This is a genomic window from Kocuria arenosa (assembly GCF_042879215.1).
Lineage (GTDB): Bacteria > Actinomycetota > Actinomycetes > Actinomycetales > Micrococcaceae > Kocuria > Kocuria arenosa.
Genome location: NZ_JBHZTA010000004.1, coordinates 171,048 through 187,600 on the forward strand (window position 1 = coordinate 171,048; position 16,553 = coordinate 187,600).

General features: G+C 71.8%; 16 protein-coding genes. 5 read left to right on the top strand and 11 right to left on the bottom strand.

The window, feature by feature from the left end:
• Positions 1-99 precede the first annotated feature (99 nt).
• The 3 genes from ACFYE3_RS09175 to ACFYE3_RS09185 all read right to left on the bottom strand — a co-directional run bounded on the left by ACFYE3_RS09175 (position 100) and on the right by ACFYE3_RS09185 (position 3,731).
• On the bottom strand, positions 100-1,209 hold the full coding sequence (locus ACFYE3_RS09175) for a BMP family lipoprotein (RefSeq protein WP_387608265.1): 1,110 nt from the start codon (positions 1,207-1,209) through the stop codon (positions 100-102).
• Positions 1,210-1,316: 107 nt separating this feature from the next.
• On the bottom strand, positions 1,317-2,564 hold the full coding sequence (locus ACFYE3_RS09180; protein ID WP_387608266.1) for an amidohydrolase: 1,248 nt from the start codon (positions 2,562-2,564) through the stop codon (positions 1,317-1,319).
• Positions 2,565-2,603: 39 nt separating this feature from the next.
• Positions 2,604-3,731 (bottom strand): mannose-1-phosphate guanylyltransferase, encoded by a 1,128-nt coding sequence (locus tag ACFYE3_RS09185; RefSeq protein WP_387608269.1) that lies wholly within the window; start codon positions 3,729-3,731, stop codon positions 2,604-2,606.
• Positions 3,732-3,955: 224 nt separating this feature from the next.
• Here ACFYE3_RS09185 and sdhC point away from each other — a divergent pair, with 224 nt between their 5' ends.
• The 4 genes from sdhC to ACFYE3_RS09205 all read left to right on the top strand — a co-directional run bounded on the left by sdhC (position 3,956) and on the right by ACFYE3_RS09205 (position 7,660).
• A complete protein-coding gene (gene sdhC / locus ACFYE3_RS09190; protein WP_017832184.1) occupies positions 3,956-4,336 on the top strand; it encodes a succinate dehydrogenase, cytochrome b556 subunit in 381 nt (126 codons plus the stop codon).
• 5 nt (positions 4,337-4,341) lie between these two features.
• Positions 4,342-4,830 carry a succinate dehydrogenase hydrophobic membrane anchor subunit gene (locus tag ACFYE3_RS09195; protein WP_387608272.1) on the top strand — a complete coding sequence of 163 codons (489 nt, stop codon included), beginning with the start codon at positions 4,342-4,344 and terminating at the stop codon, positions 4,828-4,830.
• Between the two features lie 107 nt (positions 4,831-4,937).
• Positions 4,938-6,689, top strand: a complete 1,752-nt coding sequence (sdhA, locus tag ACFYE3_RS09200) for a succinate dehydrogenase flavoprotein subunit (RefSeq protein ID WP_387608274.1) — start codon at positions 4,938-4,940, stop codon at positions 6,687-6,689.
• Positions 6,689-7,660 (top strand): succinate dehydrogenase iron-sulfur subunit, encoded by a 972-nt coding sequence (locus tag ACFYE3_RS09205; protein ID WP_387608277.1) that lies wholly within the window; start codon positions 6,689-6,691, stop codon positions 7,658-7,660. Before sdhA ends, ACFYE3_RS09205 begins: the two co-directional genes overlap by 1 nt.
• A gap of 75 nt (positions 7,661-7,735) precedes the next feature.
• Here the strand turns inward: ACFYE3_RS09205 and ACFYE3_RS09210 are convergent, their stop codons facing one another.
• The 8 genes from ACFYE3_RS09210 to ACFYE3_RS09245 form a co-directional block, all read right to left on the bottom strand.
• Entirely contained in the window at positions 7,736-8,842 is a 1,107-nt protein-coding gene (locus ACFYE3_RS09210) for a YihY/virulence factor BrkB family protein (RefSeq protein WP_387608279.1), read from the bottom strand.
• Between the two features lie 12 nt (positions 8,843-8,854).
• Complete coding sequence (locus ACFYE3_RS09215; protein ID WP_387608281.1) at positions 8,855-9,418, bottom strand: 2'-5' RNA ligase family protein; 564 nt, start codon at positions 9,416-9,418, stop codon at positions 8,855-8,857.
• 28 nt (positions 9,419-9,446) lie between these two features.
• The gene (gene trpS / locus ACFYE3_RS09220; RefSeq protein WP_387608283.1) at positions 9,447-10,511 is read right to left on the bottom strand and encodes a tryptophan--tRNA ligase; all 1,065 of its coding nucleotides are present in this window, start codon (positions 10,509-10,511) and stop codon (positions 9,447-9,449) included.
• A gap of 53 nt (positions 10,512-10,564) precedes the next feature.
• Positions 10,565-11,401, bottom strand: a complete 837-nt coding sequence (locus ACFYE3_RS09225) for an exodeoxyribonuclease III (protein WP_387608285.1) — start codon at positions 11,399-11,401, stop codon at positions 10,565-10,567.
• A gap of 61 nt (positions 11,402-11,462) precedes the next feature.
• Positions 11,463-11,990 carry a hypothetical protein gene (locus ACFYE3_RS09230; protein WP_368832444.1) on the bottom strand — a complete coding sequence of 176 codons (528 nt, stop codon included), beginning with the start codon at positions 11,988-11,990 and terminating at the stop codon, positions 11,463-11,465.
• A gap of 127 nt (positions 11,991-12,117) precedes the next feature.
• Entirely contained in the window at positions 12,118-13,005 is an 888-nt protein-coding gene (locus tag ACFYE3_RS09235; RefSeq protein WP_387608512.1) for a bifunctional methylenetetrahydrofolate dehydrogenase/methenyltetrahydrofolate cyclohydrolase, read from the bottom strand.
• A gap of 2 nt (positions 13,006-13,007) precedes the next feature.
• Positions 13,008-14,294, bottom strand: coding sequence for a serine hydroxymethyltransferase (glyA, locus tag ACFYE3_RS09240; RefSeq protein WP_387608288.1), 1,287 nt, complete (start codon positions 14,292-14,294; stop codon positions 13,008-13,010).
• Between the two features lie 34 nt (positions 14,295-14,328).
• Positions 14,329-15,555 (bottom strand): heparan-alpha-glucosaminide N-acetyltransferase domain-containing protein, encoded by a 1,227-nt coding sequence (locus ACFYE3_RS09245; protein WP_387608290.1) that lies wholly within the window; start codon positions 15,553-15,555, stop codon positions 14,329-14,331.
• A 242-nt stretch (positions 15,556-15,797) separates the two neighbouring features.
• Between ACFYE3_RS09245 and ACFYE3_RS09250 the strand changes: the two genes are divergently transcribed.
• Positions 15,798-16,544, top strand: a complete 747-nt coding sequence (locus tag ACFYE3_RS09250) for a response regulator transcription factor (RefSeq protein ID WP_387608293.1) — start codon at positions 15,798-15,800, stop codon at positions 16,542-16,544.
• Positions 16,545-16,553 lie beyond the last annotated feature (9 nt).

Genomic DNA, 16,553 nt, shown 5'->3' on the forward strand with positions numbered 1-16,553 from the left:
TGGGCCGTCCGCCGGTCCTGGGCGGGCACGCCACCGCCGCCAGCTGCGGCGGTGGCCTCCGCTGGCGGCGGTGGGTGCGGTGGTCGGTGTCGTCCGGGCTCAGGCCTGCGGCGAGTTCTCGGACTCGACGGTGACGGTGCCGTCGATGATGTCCTGGCGCAGCTGCTCGACCTCGCCGGCGAGCTCCTCGCCCACGGCCTCCTCCTGGTCGTGGAACGGGGCGATGCCCACGCCGTCGTTGTCGAGGGTGCCGACGTAGGGCTCGTTGCTGAACTCGCCCTCGGCGGCCGACTCGACGACGTCCTGCACGGAGGTGCTCATCTGCTTGAGCACGGAGGTGAGCTGGTACTCCTTGCCCTGGTCGAGGGTCTCGTAGCCGTCGGCGTCGACCCACACGAAGCGGACGTCGTCGCCGCCGCCGCTGTTGGCCTCCACCACGGCGTCGAGGGTGCCGAGCGCCGCCTGCCCGGCCACGGGCAGGACGATGTCCGCGCCCTCGTTGATGAAGTTCTGCGTGGTGGTCTTGGCGGCGGAGGTGTCCGTGAAGCTGTTGACGAAGGTGCCGTCCTGGGAGTCCTTGTCCCAGCCCAGCAGCCGGACGTCCTCGCCCTTGGTCTGGTTGTAGTGGTCGATGCCGTCGGCGAAGCCGTCCATGAACACGGTCACGGTCGGGATGTCCATGCCGCCGTAGGTCGCCACGGTCCCGCTCTGGGTGCTGCCCGCCGCGACGTAGCCGGCGAGGAACGCGGCCTCGGCCGTGTTGTAGACGAGCGGCTTGACGTTGTCGAGCTCGATCGAGGCGTCGTCGACGATCGCGAAGTTCGACTCGGGGTTGGCCTCGGCCACGGCCCGGGTGGCGTCGGCGAGCAGGAAGCCCACGGACAGCGTCAGGTCGCACCCGGACTGCACCATGGACGTCAGGTTGGGCTCGAAGTCGGTCTCGGCCTGGGACTCGGCCTGGTTGACCTCGATGCCCATGCTCTCCTCGACGGCCTTCAGGCCCTCGTAGGAGTTCTGGTTGAACGATCGGTCCTGGAACCCGCCGGAGTCCGAGACGATGCAGCCGGTGAAGTCCGTGGCCTGCTCCTGCGCCTCGCCGCCCTCCTCGGGGGCGGCGCCGCAGCCGGCAAGGACGAGGGCGGAGGCGCCGAGCAGCGCGGCGGCGGAGAGCGGGCGGGTTCCTCGGGACGTCCGGGGCGAGAAGGTCATGGTTCCTCCAGGAGACGGGCGCGGCCGGGCTGTGGGCCCGGTCACGCGGCAAGCGCGACGTGGTGCCACTCTACCCACGGGTAGACGCGGCGGGCCGGAGGCCGCCGCTAATTCGTCGTGACGTCCGGCCGTGTCTGCCGGGAGTGCAGCCGGATGGCCCGCAGGGCCGTGCTGGCCATCACCTGGATGCCGCAGCCGATCGCGGCCTCGTCCGCCACGTAGTCCGACTGGTGCAGGTCGTAGGTGTGCCCGCCCCGCGTGCGCGTGCCCAGCCGCATCATCGCCCCGGGGACCTCCTGGAGGAACCACGCGAAGTCCTCCCCGCCCATCGACTGGTGCACCAGCACCACCGCGTCCTCGCCGAGCTCGGCGCGGGCGGCGTTCTCGATCAGGGTGGTCTCGGCCTCCCCGTTGACCACGGGAGGGACGCCGCGGATGTGCTCCAGCTCCACGTCCACCCCGTACGGCGCCGCGACCTGGTGCACGACCTCGTCGAGCAGCTTGCCCGCCCGGTGCCAGGCGTCGGCGTCGAGGCACCGCATGGTCCCGGACATGAACCCGGTGGCGGGGATGGCGTTGGGCGCCACGCCGGCGTGCAGCTGGCCCCACACCACGGCCACCCCGGAGCGGACGTCGATCCGCCGGGAGAGCACGGCCGGGACGTTGACGGCGATCTGGGCCATCGCGTAGACGAGGTCCTGCGTGAGGTGGGGGCGGGAGGTGTGCCCGCCGCGGCCGGTGAACTCGATGCGCACGGTGTCGGAGGCGGACGTGATCGCACCGATCCGGGTGCCCACCTGACCGACGTCGACCTTGGGCTCGCAGTGCAGGGCGAACATCCGCGGCACGCCCTCGAGGACGCCCTGGCGCAGCACGGTGAGCGCGCCGCCGGGCAGCTGCTCCTCGGCGGGCTGGAAGACGATCCGCACGGTCCCGGCGATGTGCGCGGTCCGGTGCAGGTCCGCGAGCACCTTGGCCACGCCCACCATCACCGTGGCGTGGATGTCGTGCCCGCAGGAGTGCGCCACGCCGTCGTTGACGGAGGAGTACTCGAGGCCCGTGCCCTCCTGGATCGGCAGCGCGTCGATGTCCGCCCGCAGGCCCACGGCGATCGGGCCGTGCCCGATGTCCACGTAGCACCCGGTGTCCGAGAGCCGCACCGGGGTGAGGCCCATGTTCTCCAGGGCGCCCACGATCCGGTCCGTGGTGCGGAACTCCTGGTAGGACAGCTCCGGGTGCCGGTGCAGGTCCCGCCGGAAGGCGATCAGGTCGGGCAGGTAGCGCTTGAGCAGGGGGCCGATGGCGGGCGGGAGGCCGGCCTCCGGGGCCGCGGCGGTGGATGGCGCGTCAGGCATCTGTCCAGCCTACTCCCGGGCGCGCACGGCCCGGGACGCTCACAGGACGTCCGTGTTGCCGCTCTGCTTGAGCGAGGCCACCGCGTCCTTGACGCGCTGGGCGTGCTCCCGGGTGGTCACCAGCAGCGCGTCGTGGGTGTCGACGACGACGATGTCCTCGACGCCGATCAGCGCGATCAGCCGGCCCGTGTCCGAGACGACGATGCCGCTGGAGCTGTCGGAGAGCACCCGGCTGTTGTCGCCGAGGACCGTGACGTCGGGGTCGGTCTCGGGATCGACGTGGTTGAGCCGCCGGATCGCGGCGAAGTCCCCGACGTCGTCCCAGGTGAAGCTCGCCGGGACCATGGCCACGTCCCCGGCGGCCGCCGCGGGCTCGGCCACGGCGTAGTCGATCGCGATCTTGGGCAGGCCGGGCCACACCCGGTCCACCACCTCGTCCTGGGCGGGTGTGCCCCAGGCGTCGGCGATCTCGGTGAGCCCCGCGTGCAGCTCCGGCTGGCTCGCGGCGAGGTGGCGCAGCATCAGGGACGCGGGCGCCACGAACATCCCGGCGTTCCACGTGTAGTTGCCGCCGGCCACGTAGTGGCGGGCGGTGTCCTCGTCGGGCTTCTCCACGAACTCCTCGACCTGCAGGGCGTGCGGCGCGTCCGGCAGGCCGAGCTGGGAGCCGGCCCGGATGTAGCCGAAACCGGTGGCCGGGGAGCTCGGCGGGATGCCGATCGTCACGATCCGCCCCGACGCCGCCGCGGCCACGGCCTCCCGGACGACGTCCTGGAAGGCGTCGGCGGGCTCGATGACGTGGTCGGCGGCGAAGGACCCGACGATCGCCTCGGGGTCCCGGCGCTGGACGAGCATGCAGGCCAGGCCGATGGCCGCCGCGGAGTCCTTCGGGGACGGCTCGAGCACGAGGTCCCCGGCGGAGAGCTCCGGGAGCTGACGGCAGACCGCGGCGGCGTGGGTGCGCCCGGTCACGACCATGACCGGACCGTCGCCGAGGCCCGCGAGCCGGTCGTACGTGGCACGGAGCAGGGACGAGCCGGAACCGGTGAGGTCGAGCAGGAACTTGGGGGCGTCGGCCCGGGACAGGGGCCACAGCCGGGAGCCGACCCCTCCGGCAGGGATGAAGGGGTGGAAGTGCGCGAGTGGGGAGGTCACGGACAACACCATACGACCTCCCCCCGGGACGCACGGAAAACGACGTCAGCCCGCGGCGGAAACCGCGCGAGGGCGAGGGACAGCCTGTCAGTAAACACCGGCCGTGCTGGTATCGTGGGAGGGAACTCGCGCATCATCCGACACAGAGCCGGAGGGCTCCGCTCACGTCGTGCGCAGTGCGAATTCCCGAATATTTCTAGAGCGCACGACGGCGAGCGACTCAGGGAGGTTTTTCAGTGGCGAAGACATCCAAGGGCACCCTGTACCGCGGCCAGGCTCATGGCCAGTGGTCCTGGGTGGCCCACCGCATCACCGGCGTGGCCATCTTCTTCTTTCTTCTGGTCCACGTCCTGGACACCGCGCTCGTGCGGGTCTCACCCGAGGCCTACAACGCGGTCATGGCGACCTACAAGAACCCGGTCATGGGCCTCGGCGAGGCCGGCCTCGTGGCGGCCATCGTCTACCACGCGTTCAACGGCCTGCGCATCATCATGGTCGACTTCTGGTCCAGCGGCACCAAGTACCAGAAGCAGATGCTCTGGGGCGTCCTGGCCCTGTGGGTCGTCGTCATGATCCCGTTCCTCATCCGTCACCTGTCCCACGTCTTCGGGGGTTAATCACAATGAGCACACCGCTCAAGGCAAGCATCTCGGTCCCCCGGAGCAAGGACCTCGAGGTCAACGGCATCAAGTACAACCGCTCCTCGTCCCGCCGCAACAACTTCGAGATGTTCGCGTGGCTGTTCATGCGCCTGTCCGGCGTGATCCTGCTGGTGCTCGTCTTCGTCCACCTCTGGGTCAACCTCGTGGGCCCCGAGGGCGGCGTGAACGCCGTCGACTTCGCGTTCGTGGCCGGCAAGTGGGCCAGCCCCTTCTGGCAGGTCTTCGACCTGCTCCTGCTGTGGCTCGCGATGCTGCACGGCACCAACGGCCTGCGCGTGATCATCGACGACTACGCGGAGCGTGACCGCACCCGGTTCTGGCTGAAGGTCTTCCTCTTCACCACCTCCGCCTTCGTGATCCTGCTCGGCACCCTCGTCATCTTCACCTTCGAGCCCTGCCCCGCCGGCGCGGACCCCGCGCTGCTCGCGAGCTTCTGCACCGCGGGCTGAGCCCTGCCGGGGACGGTCCGCCCGCGGCGGGCCGTCTCCGCCGTCCGGTCACAGGCGACCGGGCCCCAGCACATCTGACTGAACATCCAACAGAAAGAACAACCGGTATGCAGGTTCACAAGTACGACGTGGTCATCATCGGCGCCGGTGGTGCCGGTATGCGCGCCGCCATCGAGGCCGGTCAGCGCTCCCGCACTGCCGTACTGACCAAGCTGTACCCCACGCGTTCGCACACCGGCGCGGCGCAGGGCGGCATGTGCGCGGCCCTCGCCAACGTCGAGGAGGACAACTGGGAGTGGCACACGTTCGACACCATCAAGGGCGGCGACTACCTGGTCGACCAGGACGCCGCCGAGGTGATGGCCAAGGAGGCCATCGACGCCGTCCTCGACCTCGAGAAGATGGGCCTGCCGTTCAACCGCACCCCCGAGGGCAAGATCGACCAGCGCCGCTTCGGCGGCCACACCCGGGACCACGGCAAGGCCCCCGTGCGCCGCGCGTGCTACGCCGCGGACCGCACCGGCCACATGATCCTCCAGACGCTGTACCAGAACTGCATCAAGCACAACGTGGAGTTCTTCAACGAGTACTACGTCCTGGACCTGATCATGACCGAGGTCGACGGTCAGCGCCGCGTCGCCGGCGTCGTCTCCTACGACCTCGCCTCCGGGGAGCTGCACGTCTTCCAGGCCAAGTCCGTGGTCTTCGCCTCCGGCGGGGCCGGCAAGGTCTACAAGACGACCTCCAACGCGCACACGCTCACCGGCGACGGCATGGCGATCGCGTTCCGCAACGGCCTTCCCCTCGAGGACATGGAGTTCATCCAGTTCCACCCGACGGGTCTGGCCGGGCTGGGCATCCTCGTCTCCGAGGCGGCCCGCGGCGAAGGCGGGATCCTGCGCAACGCCGACGGCGAGCGGTTCATGGAGCGCTACGCCCCGACCATCAAGGACCTCGCCCCCCGTGACATCGTGGCCCGCTCCATGGCCAACGAGGTGCGCGAGGGCCGCGGCGCCGGGCCCAACAAGGACTACGTCCTGCTCGACCTCACGCACCTCGAGCCGGCGCACATCGACGCGAAGCTGCCCGACATCACGGAGTTCGCCCGCACGTACCTGGGCGTGGAGCCCTACACCGAGCCCGTCCCGGTGTTCCCGACCTGCCACTACGCCATGGGCGGCATCCCGACCAACATCAAGGCCGAGGTGCTCCAGGACAACGAGACGGTGGTCCCCGGCCTGTACGCCGCGGGCGAGGTCGCCTGCGTGTCCGTGCACGGCTCCAACCGCCTGGGCACCAACTCGCTGCTGGACATCAACGTGTTCGGCAAGCGCGCCGGCATCTACGCGGCCGAGTACGCGCAGCAGGCCGAGTTCGTGCCCGTCCCGGACACCGCCCTGGACAGCACCGTGTCGCTGCTCGACAACGCCCGCAACGGCACGGGCACCGAGAAGGTCGCCGCGATCCGCAAGGACCTGCAGGACACCATGGACCTCAACGTCCAGGTGTTCCGCACCGCCGACACCCTGCAGGCGGCGCTGGACGACATCGCCGCCCTCGAGGCCCGGTACGCGAACATCTCCATCCAGGACAAGGGCAAGCGCTTCAACCTCGACCTGCTCGAGGCCGTGGAGCTCGGCTTCCTCCTGCAGCTCGCGAAGGTCATGACCGTGGCCGCCCTGCACCGCACCGAGTCCCGCGGCGGGCACTTCCGGGAGGACTTCCCGGAGCGCGACGACGCCAACTTCATGAAGCACTCGATGGTCTACCTCGACCCCTCCTCCCCCACCGCGGGGATCCGGCAGGAGACGAAGCCCGTCATCTTCACCCGCTACGAGCCCATGGAGCGTAAGTACTGATGTCTACCGCACAAACTCCCGACCGGCCCGAGGACGGCCGCAGCGAGGATCCCCAGGACCGCGCCCCCGAGCACGGCCACGCCCCGGCCCACGACCAGGACGACCGCGCCGGCTACAAGACCGACGCGGACGCCGGGTCGATCGACGAGCGCGACGAGGCCACGGCCCCGGCCGTGGACCCCGCCGCCGAGAACGCCGAGGGCGGGGAGCCCGCCGCGCGGGTGGAGCTTCCCGAGGAGCAGCAGGGCAACCAGGAGATCCCGACCTTCGACCTCACCCTGCAGATCCGCCGCTACAACCCGGAGGTCTCCGACGAGGTCCGCTGGGACGAGTTCAAGCTCACCATGTACGGCACCGACCGGGTGCTGGACGCCCTGCACAAGGTGAAGTGGGAGATCGACGGCACGCTGGTGTTCCGCCGCTCCTGCGCCCACGGCGTGTGCGGTTCGGACGCCATGCGCATCAACGGCCAGAACCGCCTCGCGTGCAAGGTGCTGCTCAAGGACCTGGACCTGTCCAAGCCCGTCACGGTGGAGCCCATCAAGGGCCTGCCGTGCGAGAAGGACCTGATCGTGGACATGGAGCCGTTCTTCCAGTCCTACCGCGAGATCATGCCGTTCCTGGTGGCCGGCGGCAACGAGCCGACCATGGAGCGCTACCAGTCCCAGGAGGACCGGGCGCGCTTCGACGACACCACCAAGTGCATCCTGTGCGCCGCGTGCACGTCGTCCTGCCCCGTGTTCTGGACCGACGGCCAGTACTTCGGTCCGGCGGCGATCGTCAACGCGCACCGGTTCATCTTCGACTCCCGCGACGACGCCGGGGACCTGCGCCTGGAGATCCTCAACGACAAGGAGGGCGTGTGGCGGTGCCGCACGACCTTCAACTGCACCGAGGCGTGCCCGCGCGGCATCCAGGTCACGAAGGCCATCGCCGAGGTCAAGAACGCCATCCTGAGCCGCTCCATGTGAGCGTCCCCCGAGGCCGCGGCGGCCCGTCCCCTGCACGGCAGGGGACGGGCCGCCGTCGTCGTGCGGGGCCGCTCCTCAGGGGCGCCCGGCCAGGGAGGCCATGGGCACCACGGTGATCGCCACCTTCTCGCCGTGCGGCTGCACGCGCCCCCCGCGCTGGTCCGCGTGCACGATCGCCCCGATGGCCGCCGAGAACAGCAGGATCTGGTTGAACAGGTAGAACCACAGGAGCACGCCGACCACGAGGGCGACCGAGAGCAGATACGGGTTGGTGGTGGCCCCGGCGACCACCGCGCCCCCGATGTAGCGCAGCGCGAAGCTGCCGGTCGCCGCGGAGAGCACCGTGACGGCCAGGGCTCGGCGGGTGATCCGCAGCCCGGCCACGCCCCGCACGAGCTCGAGGGCGAACAGCGCGTCGAGCACGACGACGAGCAGGGTGCTCAGCGCCCACGTCAGCCCCGTGCGCAGCCACTCGGGGCCGCTGCCCCAGCCGAGCTCTCCGGCGGAGTCCAGCAGGAACCCGAGGAAGCCGGAGGCCGCGCCGTTGGCCACGACCGAGAGGGCGAGCAGCACACCGAGCACGAGCAGGCCCAGCAGGTCGCGCGGCACGGCCGCGATGGGCAGGCCCTGCGCCGGGGGCACCTCGAAGAGACGGCGGAACGCGAGCCGCACCCCGGAGACCCAGCGCCAGCCGGAGAAGAACAGGACCGCGCCGCCGATCACCGTGGCGAGGGTGAAGGGCCGGGTGTCCTCGAGCAGCTCCAGGGGCACCACTCCCCCGCTGCCGGTGTCCAGCAGACCCGGCACCCTCTCGGTCACGGCCTCCACCACGGCGTCCCGCACCAGGGGGTCGTTGCCCAGGAACACGCCGATCACGGAGAAGCCCATCACCAGCAGGGCGGTCGACGCGAAGATCAGCACGAAGGACAGGCCCGCCGCCATGAGGGGCCCGCCGTGGAAGAGGTAGTGCAGGACCACGCGGACGGGCATCCGCCGGTACGTCTCGGCGAGCGCCACCCCGAGCGCCGAGCCGGCCACGCCGAGGGCGCCGGCGCCGGCGGCCCGCTTCTCGCGCAGCAGCGCCCGCTGGCGCAGCGCCTCGCGCCGCATGCCGTGCCGGTCGACCGCGCGGGGCGGCAGGTCAGGGGCGGGACCGGTGCGGGGACCGGCTCGGGTGCTCATGGCCGGGGCGGCTCAGCGCCGGTCGCGGTCGCGCCCCGTGAAGGGGAACTCCTCGCGGATCCGCCAGACGCCCCGGCCGTCGAGCTCGTAGAGGCCGATCCGGTCCACGAGGAACCCGGCGCGGTAGGTCCGCAGCATCTCCTGGGCCCGGTCGAGGTCCTCCTCCTCCACGGCCTGGGCGATCGTGACGTGGGGGTGGAAATCGAAGGGCGACGCCGAGACGAGCTGCTCCTCGTGCAGGGCGTCGTGCAGCGCCCGGCACTGCTGCTCGCCCTCCTGGATGCGCAGGTAGACCACCGGGCTCACGGGGCGGAACGTGCCGGTGCCGTTGATCTCCACCCGGAACGGCTCCCACTCGCGGGCCACGGACCCCACCCGCTGCACCACGTCCGCCCAGCGCTCCGCCTGCGGGGCGATCATCAGCGTGATGTGCGCCGGCACGGCGTAGGAGGCGGGGTCCCCGAAGGACGCGCGCCAGTCCTGCAGCTCCCGGCCCACGGGCTCGGGCAGCTCGATCACCACGCCCGCGTACACCTGGCCGGGACGGATGGTGGGGGACTGCTGCGTACGGGTCAACTCAACTCCTCACAGGACGGGACCCAGCCTAGCCCAGCCCTCCGGACCCGCCCAGGCTCGGCAGGAAGCCCATCCGGTCGTAGACCGACGCCAGGGTCCGGACGGTGATCTCCCGGCCCTTCTCGGCGCCCCGGGCGAGGAGGCGATCCAGTTCCGCCGGGTCGTCCAGCAGCTCCTGGGCGCGCGCCTGGATGGGGTCCAGCGTCCCGGTGACCACCTCGGCCAGCCCCACCTTGAGGTGGCCGTACAGCTTCCCCTCGTACTCCCCCACGACGTCGGCCACGGACCGGCCCGTGAGCGCCGAGTACACGGTCAGCAGGTTGGCGATGCCCGGCTTGGCCTCGCGGTCGAAACGGATCTCCGTGCCGTCGTCGGTGACCGCCGACCTGATCTTCTTCGCGTTCTTCTTGGCCGGGTCGAGCAGCCGGATCAGCCCGCTCTCCGACGCGGCGGACTTGGACATCTTGGCGGTGGGGTTCTGCAGGTCGTAGATCTTGGCGGACTCGGCGAGGATCAGCGCGTCCGGCACCACGAACGTGTCCCCGAGGCGGGCGTTGAACCGCTGGGCGAGGTTGCGGGTCAGCTCGAGGTGCTGGCGCTGATCCTCCCCCACGGGCACCTGGTGCGCCTGGTAGATCAGGATGTCCGCGGCCATGAGCACCGGGTAGGCGAACAGGCCGACCGTGGCGTTCTCGGCGCCCTGCCTGGCGGACTTGTCCTTGAACTGCGTCATCCGGGACGCCTCGCCGAAGCCCGTGATGCAGTTGAGCGCCCAGGCGAGCTGGGCGTGCTCGGGCACGTGCGACTGCACCAGCAGGGTGGAGCGCTCGGGGTCGATGCCCGCGGCGATGTACTGGGCCGCCGTGGTGCGGGTCCGCTGGGCGAGGGCGGCCGGGTCCTGCTCCGCGGTGATGGCGTGCAGGTCGGCGACGAAGAACACGCACTCGTTGTCGTCCTGCAGGTCCACCCAGTTGCGCACGGCCCCCACGTAGTTGCCCAGGTGCAGGGAGTCCGCCGAGGGCTGCACCCCCGAGACGACACGGGGCTTGCCGGAAGCGGTGGGGACGTCGAACGGTACGGGCTCAGGGGTCACGGTGCGGGGTCCTTCGATCGGGCGTGCGCGGGCGGGCGCGGAGCGGGAACGGGTCAGAGCTGGTAGTCGACCACCACGGGCGCGTGGTCGGAGAAGCGGGTGTCGTAGCTGGGGGCGCGGTCCACGGCGGCCGTCACTGCCCGGGCCGCGAGCCCCGGGGTGGCCATGTGGTAGTCGATGCGCCACCCGGCGTCGGTGTCGAAGGCCTTGCCCCGGTAGGACCACCACGTGTAGGGCCCGGGGACCGGACCGGCCAGCTCCCGGGCGACGTCCTTGTACCCGTGCTCGCCGAAGAAGCGGTCGAAGTAGGCGCGCTCCTCGGGCAGGAAGCCGGCGTTCTTGACGTTGCCCTTCCAGTTCTTGATGTCCAGCTCCGTGTGCCCCACGTTGAGGTCGCCGACGACGAGCACGTGCTCCCTCGTGCGGGCGAGCTCGGGCAGCCGCTCGGTCATGACGTCGAGGAAGCGGTACTTGTCGTCCTGACGGGGGGTGCCGACCTCCCCGGAGTGGACGTAGGCCGAGACCACGGTCAGCGTGCTGCCGTCGGACAGGGAGTGGTCGGTCTCGACCCACCGGCCCGAGGTCTCGAAGTGGTCGTGGCCGATGGAGTCGCGCCGCTGCACGGGCAGCAGCGACCCGTCCCGGGCGTCGCGGCGGGTGGCCACGGCCACACCGGCCCGGCCCTTGTCGGCCGCCTCGGCGTGGTGGACGTCCCACACCTGCTCGTCGAGCAGGTCCCGGACGATCCTGTCGGGGGCCCGGACCTCCTGCAGGCACAGGATGTCGACGTCACGGCCCGCCAGCCAGTCGGCCATGCCGCGCTTGTAGGCGGCGCGGATGCCGTTGACGTTGACGGTGGCGATGCGCAGGACGTTCTCGGGGCGGGACATGCGGGGGCACCTGGCTTCCGGGGAGTGGTGTGCGGGGGGGTCGTGCTGGGGCGGGCGGAGGTCAGTCGACCACGGTGCCGCTGAGGGGTTCCTGCCGCAGCATGCTCATCCCGTTGCCGGCCGTGATGTCGATGGTGTCGAGGGCGCGGTCCAGCGCCTCGCGCTCGGGCCCCTCGACGGACAGCGCGGTGAGCTCCTGCTTGATCACCTTGGACTGGACCAGGACGATCTGGAAGCTGTGGGAGAGCTTCTCGTCCCGCATGGAGCCCGCGGCGCCGGAGCGGGTGGCGGCGGGGGCGCGGCCGGAGCCGGTGCGCAGCTGCTCCCGGGCCTCGTCGACCTGCCGGCGGCCGAACCGGGCGGCCTTGCGGACCATGAGCACCACCCAGGTGGCGAGCAGCAGCCAGCCGAGGGCGATGCCGGCGAGCGCCCAGCCCAGCCACGAGTTGGCGTTCGCGGCCTGCAGCAGCGCCACCACGAAGATGACCACGAGCACGGCCAGTCCGATCACCGTGCCCCACTGGGCGGTGCGGCTGCCGGGCTCGGCGGCCGGGGAGGTGGACGGGGTCGAGGATCCGAGGGAGCGCATGGTCCCCATTGTCTCAAATCCCGGCCCGGGCCACGAACCGGCGCGGGCGCCCTCCCCGCCCCAGGGCCGGGAACGGCCGCGCCCCCGGGAGCGACGGCTCCCGGGGGCGTGGCGCGGTGGACGGTGCTCAGCGGAGGCCGGCGTGCCGCTCGGCGGTCTCCACGACGTTGAGCAGCAGCATGGCCCGGGTCATGGGCCCGACCCCGCCGGGGTTCGGCGACATCCAGGAGGCCTTCTCCGCCGCGGCCGGGTCGATGTCCCCGGTGAGCCTCTTGTTCCCCGTCGCGGGGTCCTCCACGCGGGAGACCCCGACGTCGAGGAGCACGACGCCGTCCTTGAGGCTGTCGGCCGTGATCATGTGCGGCCGCCCGGCGGCGGCCACGACGACGTCGGCCTGGGCCAGCAGCGCGTCGAGGTCCTGCGTGCCGGTGTGGGCGAGGGTGACCGTGGCGTTGATCTCCTTGCGGGTCAGCAGCAGCCCGATCGGCCGTCCGACGGTCACGCCGCGGCCCACGACGAGCACGTGCCGGCCCGCGAGCTCGACGTCGTTCCGGCGCAGCAGCTCGATCACCCCGTTCGGCGTGCACGGCAGCGGGGAGGTCATCGGCTCGGAGACGTTGAGCACCAGGCGGCCGAGGTTCGTCGGGTGCAGCCCGTCCGCGTCCTTGTCCGGGTCGATCCGCTCGAGGATCGCGTTGGTGTCGATGTGCGCCGGCAGCGGCAGCTGGACGATGTAGCCGGTGCACGCGGGGTCCGCGTTGAGCTCGTCAAGGACGTGCTCGAGCTCCTCCTGGGAGACGTCCGCGGGCAGGTTCCGGCGGATCGAGGAGATGCCGACCTCGGCGCAGTCCTTGTGCTTGCCGCCCACGTAGGAGTGCGAGGCGGGGTCGTCGCCCACCAGCACCGTGCCGAGGCCGGGGGTGATCCCCCGCTCCGCCAGCACGGCGACGCGCTCGGCGAGCTCGGCCTTGATGGCGGCGGAGGCCGCCCGTCCGTCGAGGACCCGCGCCCCCACGCTCACCACTCCTCGAGGCCGTCGTAGAGCGGGAAGTCCGCGGCCAGCCGGTCCACGCGGGCCCGCAGGCCGGGGATGTCCGCCCCGGGCTTGAGGGCGGTGGCGATGATCTCGGCGACCTCCTCGAACTGCGGGGCGCCGAAGCCGCGGGTGGCCAGCGCGGGGGTGCCGATCCGCAGCCCGGAGGTGACCATCGGCGGGCGCGGGTCCCACGGCACGGCGTTGCGGTTGACGGTGATCCCCGCCTGGTGCAGGAGGTCCTCGGCCTGCTTGCCGTCCAGCTCGGAGTCGCGCAGGTCCACCAGGACCAGGTGCACGTCGGTGCCGCCGGTCAGCACGGACACCCCCGCCGCGGCGACGTCGTCGGCGCCGAGCCGCTCGGCGAGGATGCGGGCGCCCTCGACGGTGCGCTCCTGGCGGGCGCGGAACTCCTCGGTGGCCGCGATCCTGAAGGCCACCGCCTTGCCCGCGATGGCGTGCATGAGCGGTCCGCCCTGCTGGCCCGGGAAGACGGCGGAGTCGATCTTCTTCTTGAGCTCGCCCGTGGTCAGGATCACGCCGGAGCGGGGCCCGGCGAGGGTCTTGTGCACGGTGGAGGTCACCACGTGGGCGTGCGGCACGGGGTTGGCGTGCAGACCCGCGGCCACGAGGCCCGCGAAGTGGGCCATGTCCACCCACAGCTTCGCCCCCACCTCGTCGGCGACCGAGCGGAACGCCTCGAAGTCCAGCTCCCGCGAGTACGCGGACCAGCCGGCCACGATGACCTGCGGGCGCTCGGCGAGGGCCTGCTCCCGCACCTTGTCCATGTCGATGGTGTAGGTGCCGGGGTCGACCTCGTAGGCGGCGATCTCGTAGAGCTTGCCGGAGACGTTGAGCTTCATCCCGTGCGTGAGGTGGCCGCCGTGGGCGAGGGAGAGGCCCATCAGCTTGTCGCCGGGGGTCATGAGCGCCTGCATGACCGCCGTGTTGGCCTGGGCGCCGGAGTGCGGCTGGACGTTGGCGTGCTCGGCGCCGAACAGGGCCGTGGCCCGGTCCCGGGCGAGGTTCTCGACGACGTCGACGAACTCGCAGCCGCCGTAGTAGCGGCGCCCGGGATAGCCCTCGGCGTACTTGTTCGTCAGCACGGAGCCCTGCGCCTCGAGGACCGCCCGGGGCGCGAAGTTCTCGGAGGCGATCATCTCGAGGGTGCCGCGCTGGCGGCCGAGCTCGTCGGCGATGGCCGCCGCGATCTCCGGATCGACCTCGGCGAGGGGCTGGTTGGTGACGGACGGGGACGTGCTCGTGGACATGCCGCTCCTGAAGTCGGGGACCTGGGTGGACCGTCTACGAGTTTAGGCGATGCCGCAGCACCCGGTCCCGCCCGGCGTGCGCGGCCCGGCCGACGACCCGCTCGAGGGGCCCCTGGCCCCGGACCCGGTGCCACAGGACCGCGAAGACGGTGCCCACCAGGACGTGCACGAGGAACCACAGCACCGGCTGCTCGTAGTGCAGCTCCAGGAAGAGGCCGAGCAGGTGCGCCGAGTACAGGGTGAGGGTCATGGAGCCGGTCGCGACCAGCGGCAGCAGCACGGACCCGGCCCGGCGGGCCACCAGGAGGCACAGTCCCAGCACGAGGGCGCCGGTGCCCACCCCGCTCAGCAGGGCGAACGGGGTGTTGGTGTGCGGCCCGTCCACGGCCAGCCACCACCAGGTGGAGGAGGGCAGGACGGGGTCCGGCCCGTACACGAGGATGTCCCGGACGTCCTCCCGGCCCAGGAAGGGACTGGCGGCGAGCAGGCGCTCGATCCCGCCGAGGGGGTGCAGCAGCAGCCAGGAGGTGACGGCGGACGCCGCCGCGAGCGCGGCCCCGCCGATCACCAGCCCGGCCTGCGTGCGTGCGGCCGAGAGGTCCAGCCGGCCCAGGGCCAGGCCGGCGAGCAGGAGGACGAGGTACGTCACGCCGGGGTACGAGCCGGTCACGAGAAGCTGGGCGAGGGTGGTGCCCGGCTCGGTGACGAGCTCGGCGAAGCCGGGGTTGTAGACGCCGGACATGGGCAGCACGGGGCCCAGCGCGTGCACCAGCACGGGCCCGAGCACGGCGAACCCCGCGGCCCAGGCGAGCAGGGCGCGCGCGGACAGGTGCAGGAAGGGCAGGGCGAGCAGGAAGAAGACGCCGTAGTAGACCAGGATGTTGTAGGCGGGCGGGTCGCCCGGCGAGAGCTGGTTGATCAGCAGCCCCAGGACGGTGATGAGCACCGCGCGCACGAGCAGCCCCGCCCGGTCGGCGGACATCCGCCGGCCCTCGTGCACCCGGGTCCCGCCCGAGCCGAGGGCCAGCCCCACGCCGGCGAGGAGGGCGAACAGGGCGGCGGCCCGGCCGGAGAACAGCGTCCACTGGGCGGTGGCCTCGAAGGTCTCCGGGTCCCAGGCCGGCAGGATGTGCACGGAGACCATGCCGAGCAGGGCGAGACCGCGGGCCGCGTCGATCCCGACCAGGCGCCGGCGGGCGGGCGGACCCGCGGACGGCTCCGCGGACCGGGCCTCTCCGACCGGGTGGCGGGTGTGCAGCATGGCGGTGGTTCCCCTCTCGTGGCGCGCCGCGCGGGCACCTGCCCGACGGGTCCGGGCCCGAGGGCCCGGTCATGGACCCACTCCAGCAGACGGGGATGTGGCGCTCTTATCGGCTTCCTGTGCCGGGGCTGTGAAGTGCGTCCGCGAACGATCCGCGGAGGAGCGAGGGGCGGGTCCGGCGCTACGCTGAGGACGGTCCGAGGACGCCGGTGCCGCCGGCGGGGACCAGGAGGGAGCCCGCCGTGACCGAGCCCGTGCAGCGGCCCACCGCCGTGGACCTCCCGCGCCTGCGACACCCCGACGGCGCACCGGTGCGCGCCCTCGTCGTCGACGACGAGCCGCTGCTGGGCCAGATGGTGTCCATGGGGCTGTCGATGCTGGGCTGGCAGGTGCGCTCCGCCCACGACGGGGACGCCGCGGTGGCCGAGGCCCGCGGCTTCCGGCCCGACGTCCTGGTGCTGGACGTCATGCTCCCGGGGTGCTCGGGGGTGGAGGTGCTCGAGCGGATCCGCTCCTTCTCCCCCACCGTCCCGGCCCTGTTCCTCACCGCGAAGGACAGCACCGAGGACCGCATCACCGGCCTCGCGGCGGGCGGGGACGACTACGTGACGAAGCCGTTCGACATGGAGGAGCTGCTGCTGCGGCTGCACCGCCTGGTGCAGCGCGCAGGCATCGCCCACCCGGACGCCGCCGAGCTGGTCGTGGGGGACCTCGTGCTCAACGCGGACACCCGGGAGGTCCACCGCGGCGGCGACGAGATCGCGCTGACGGCCACCCAGTTCGACCTGCTGCGCTGTCTGATGGAGAACGCGCGCCGGGTGCTCAGCAAGCCGCAGCTCCTGGAGCTGGTCTGGGGCTACGACTTCGGCGGACAGACCAACGTCGTGGAGCTCTACATCTCCTACCTGCGCAAGAAGATCGACGCCGGACGCCCGCCCATGATCCACACCGTGCGCGGCGCCGGCTACGTGCTCAAACCGGTCGAGTGAGCACCCGTC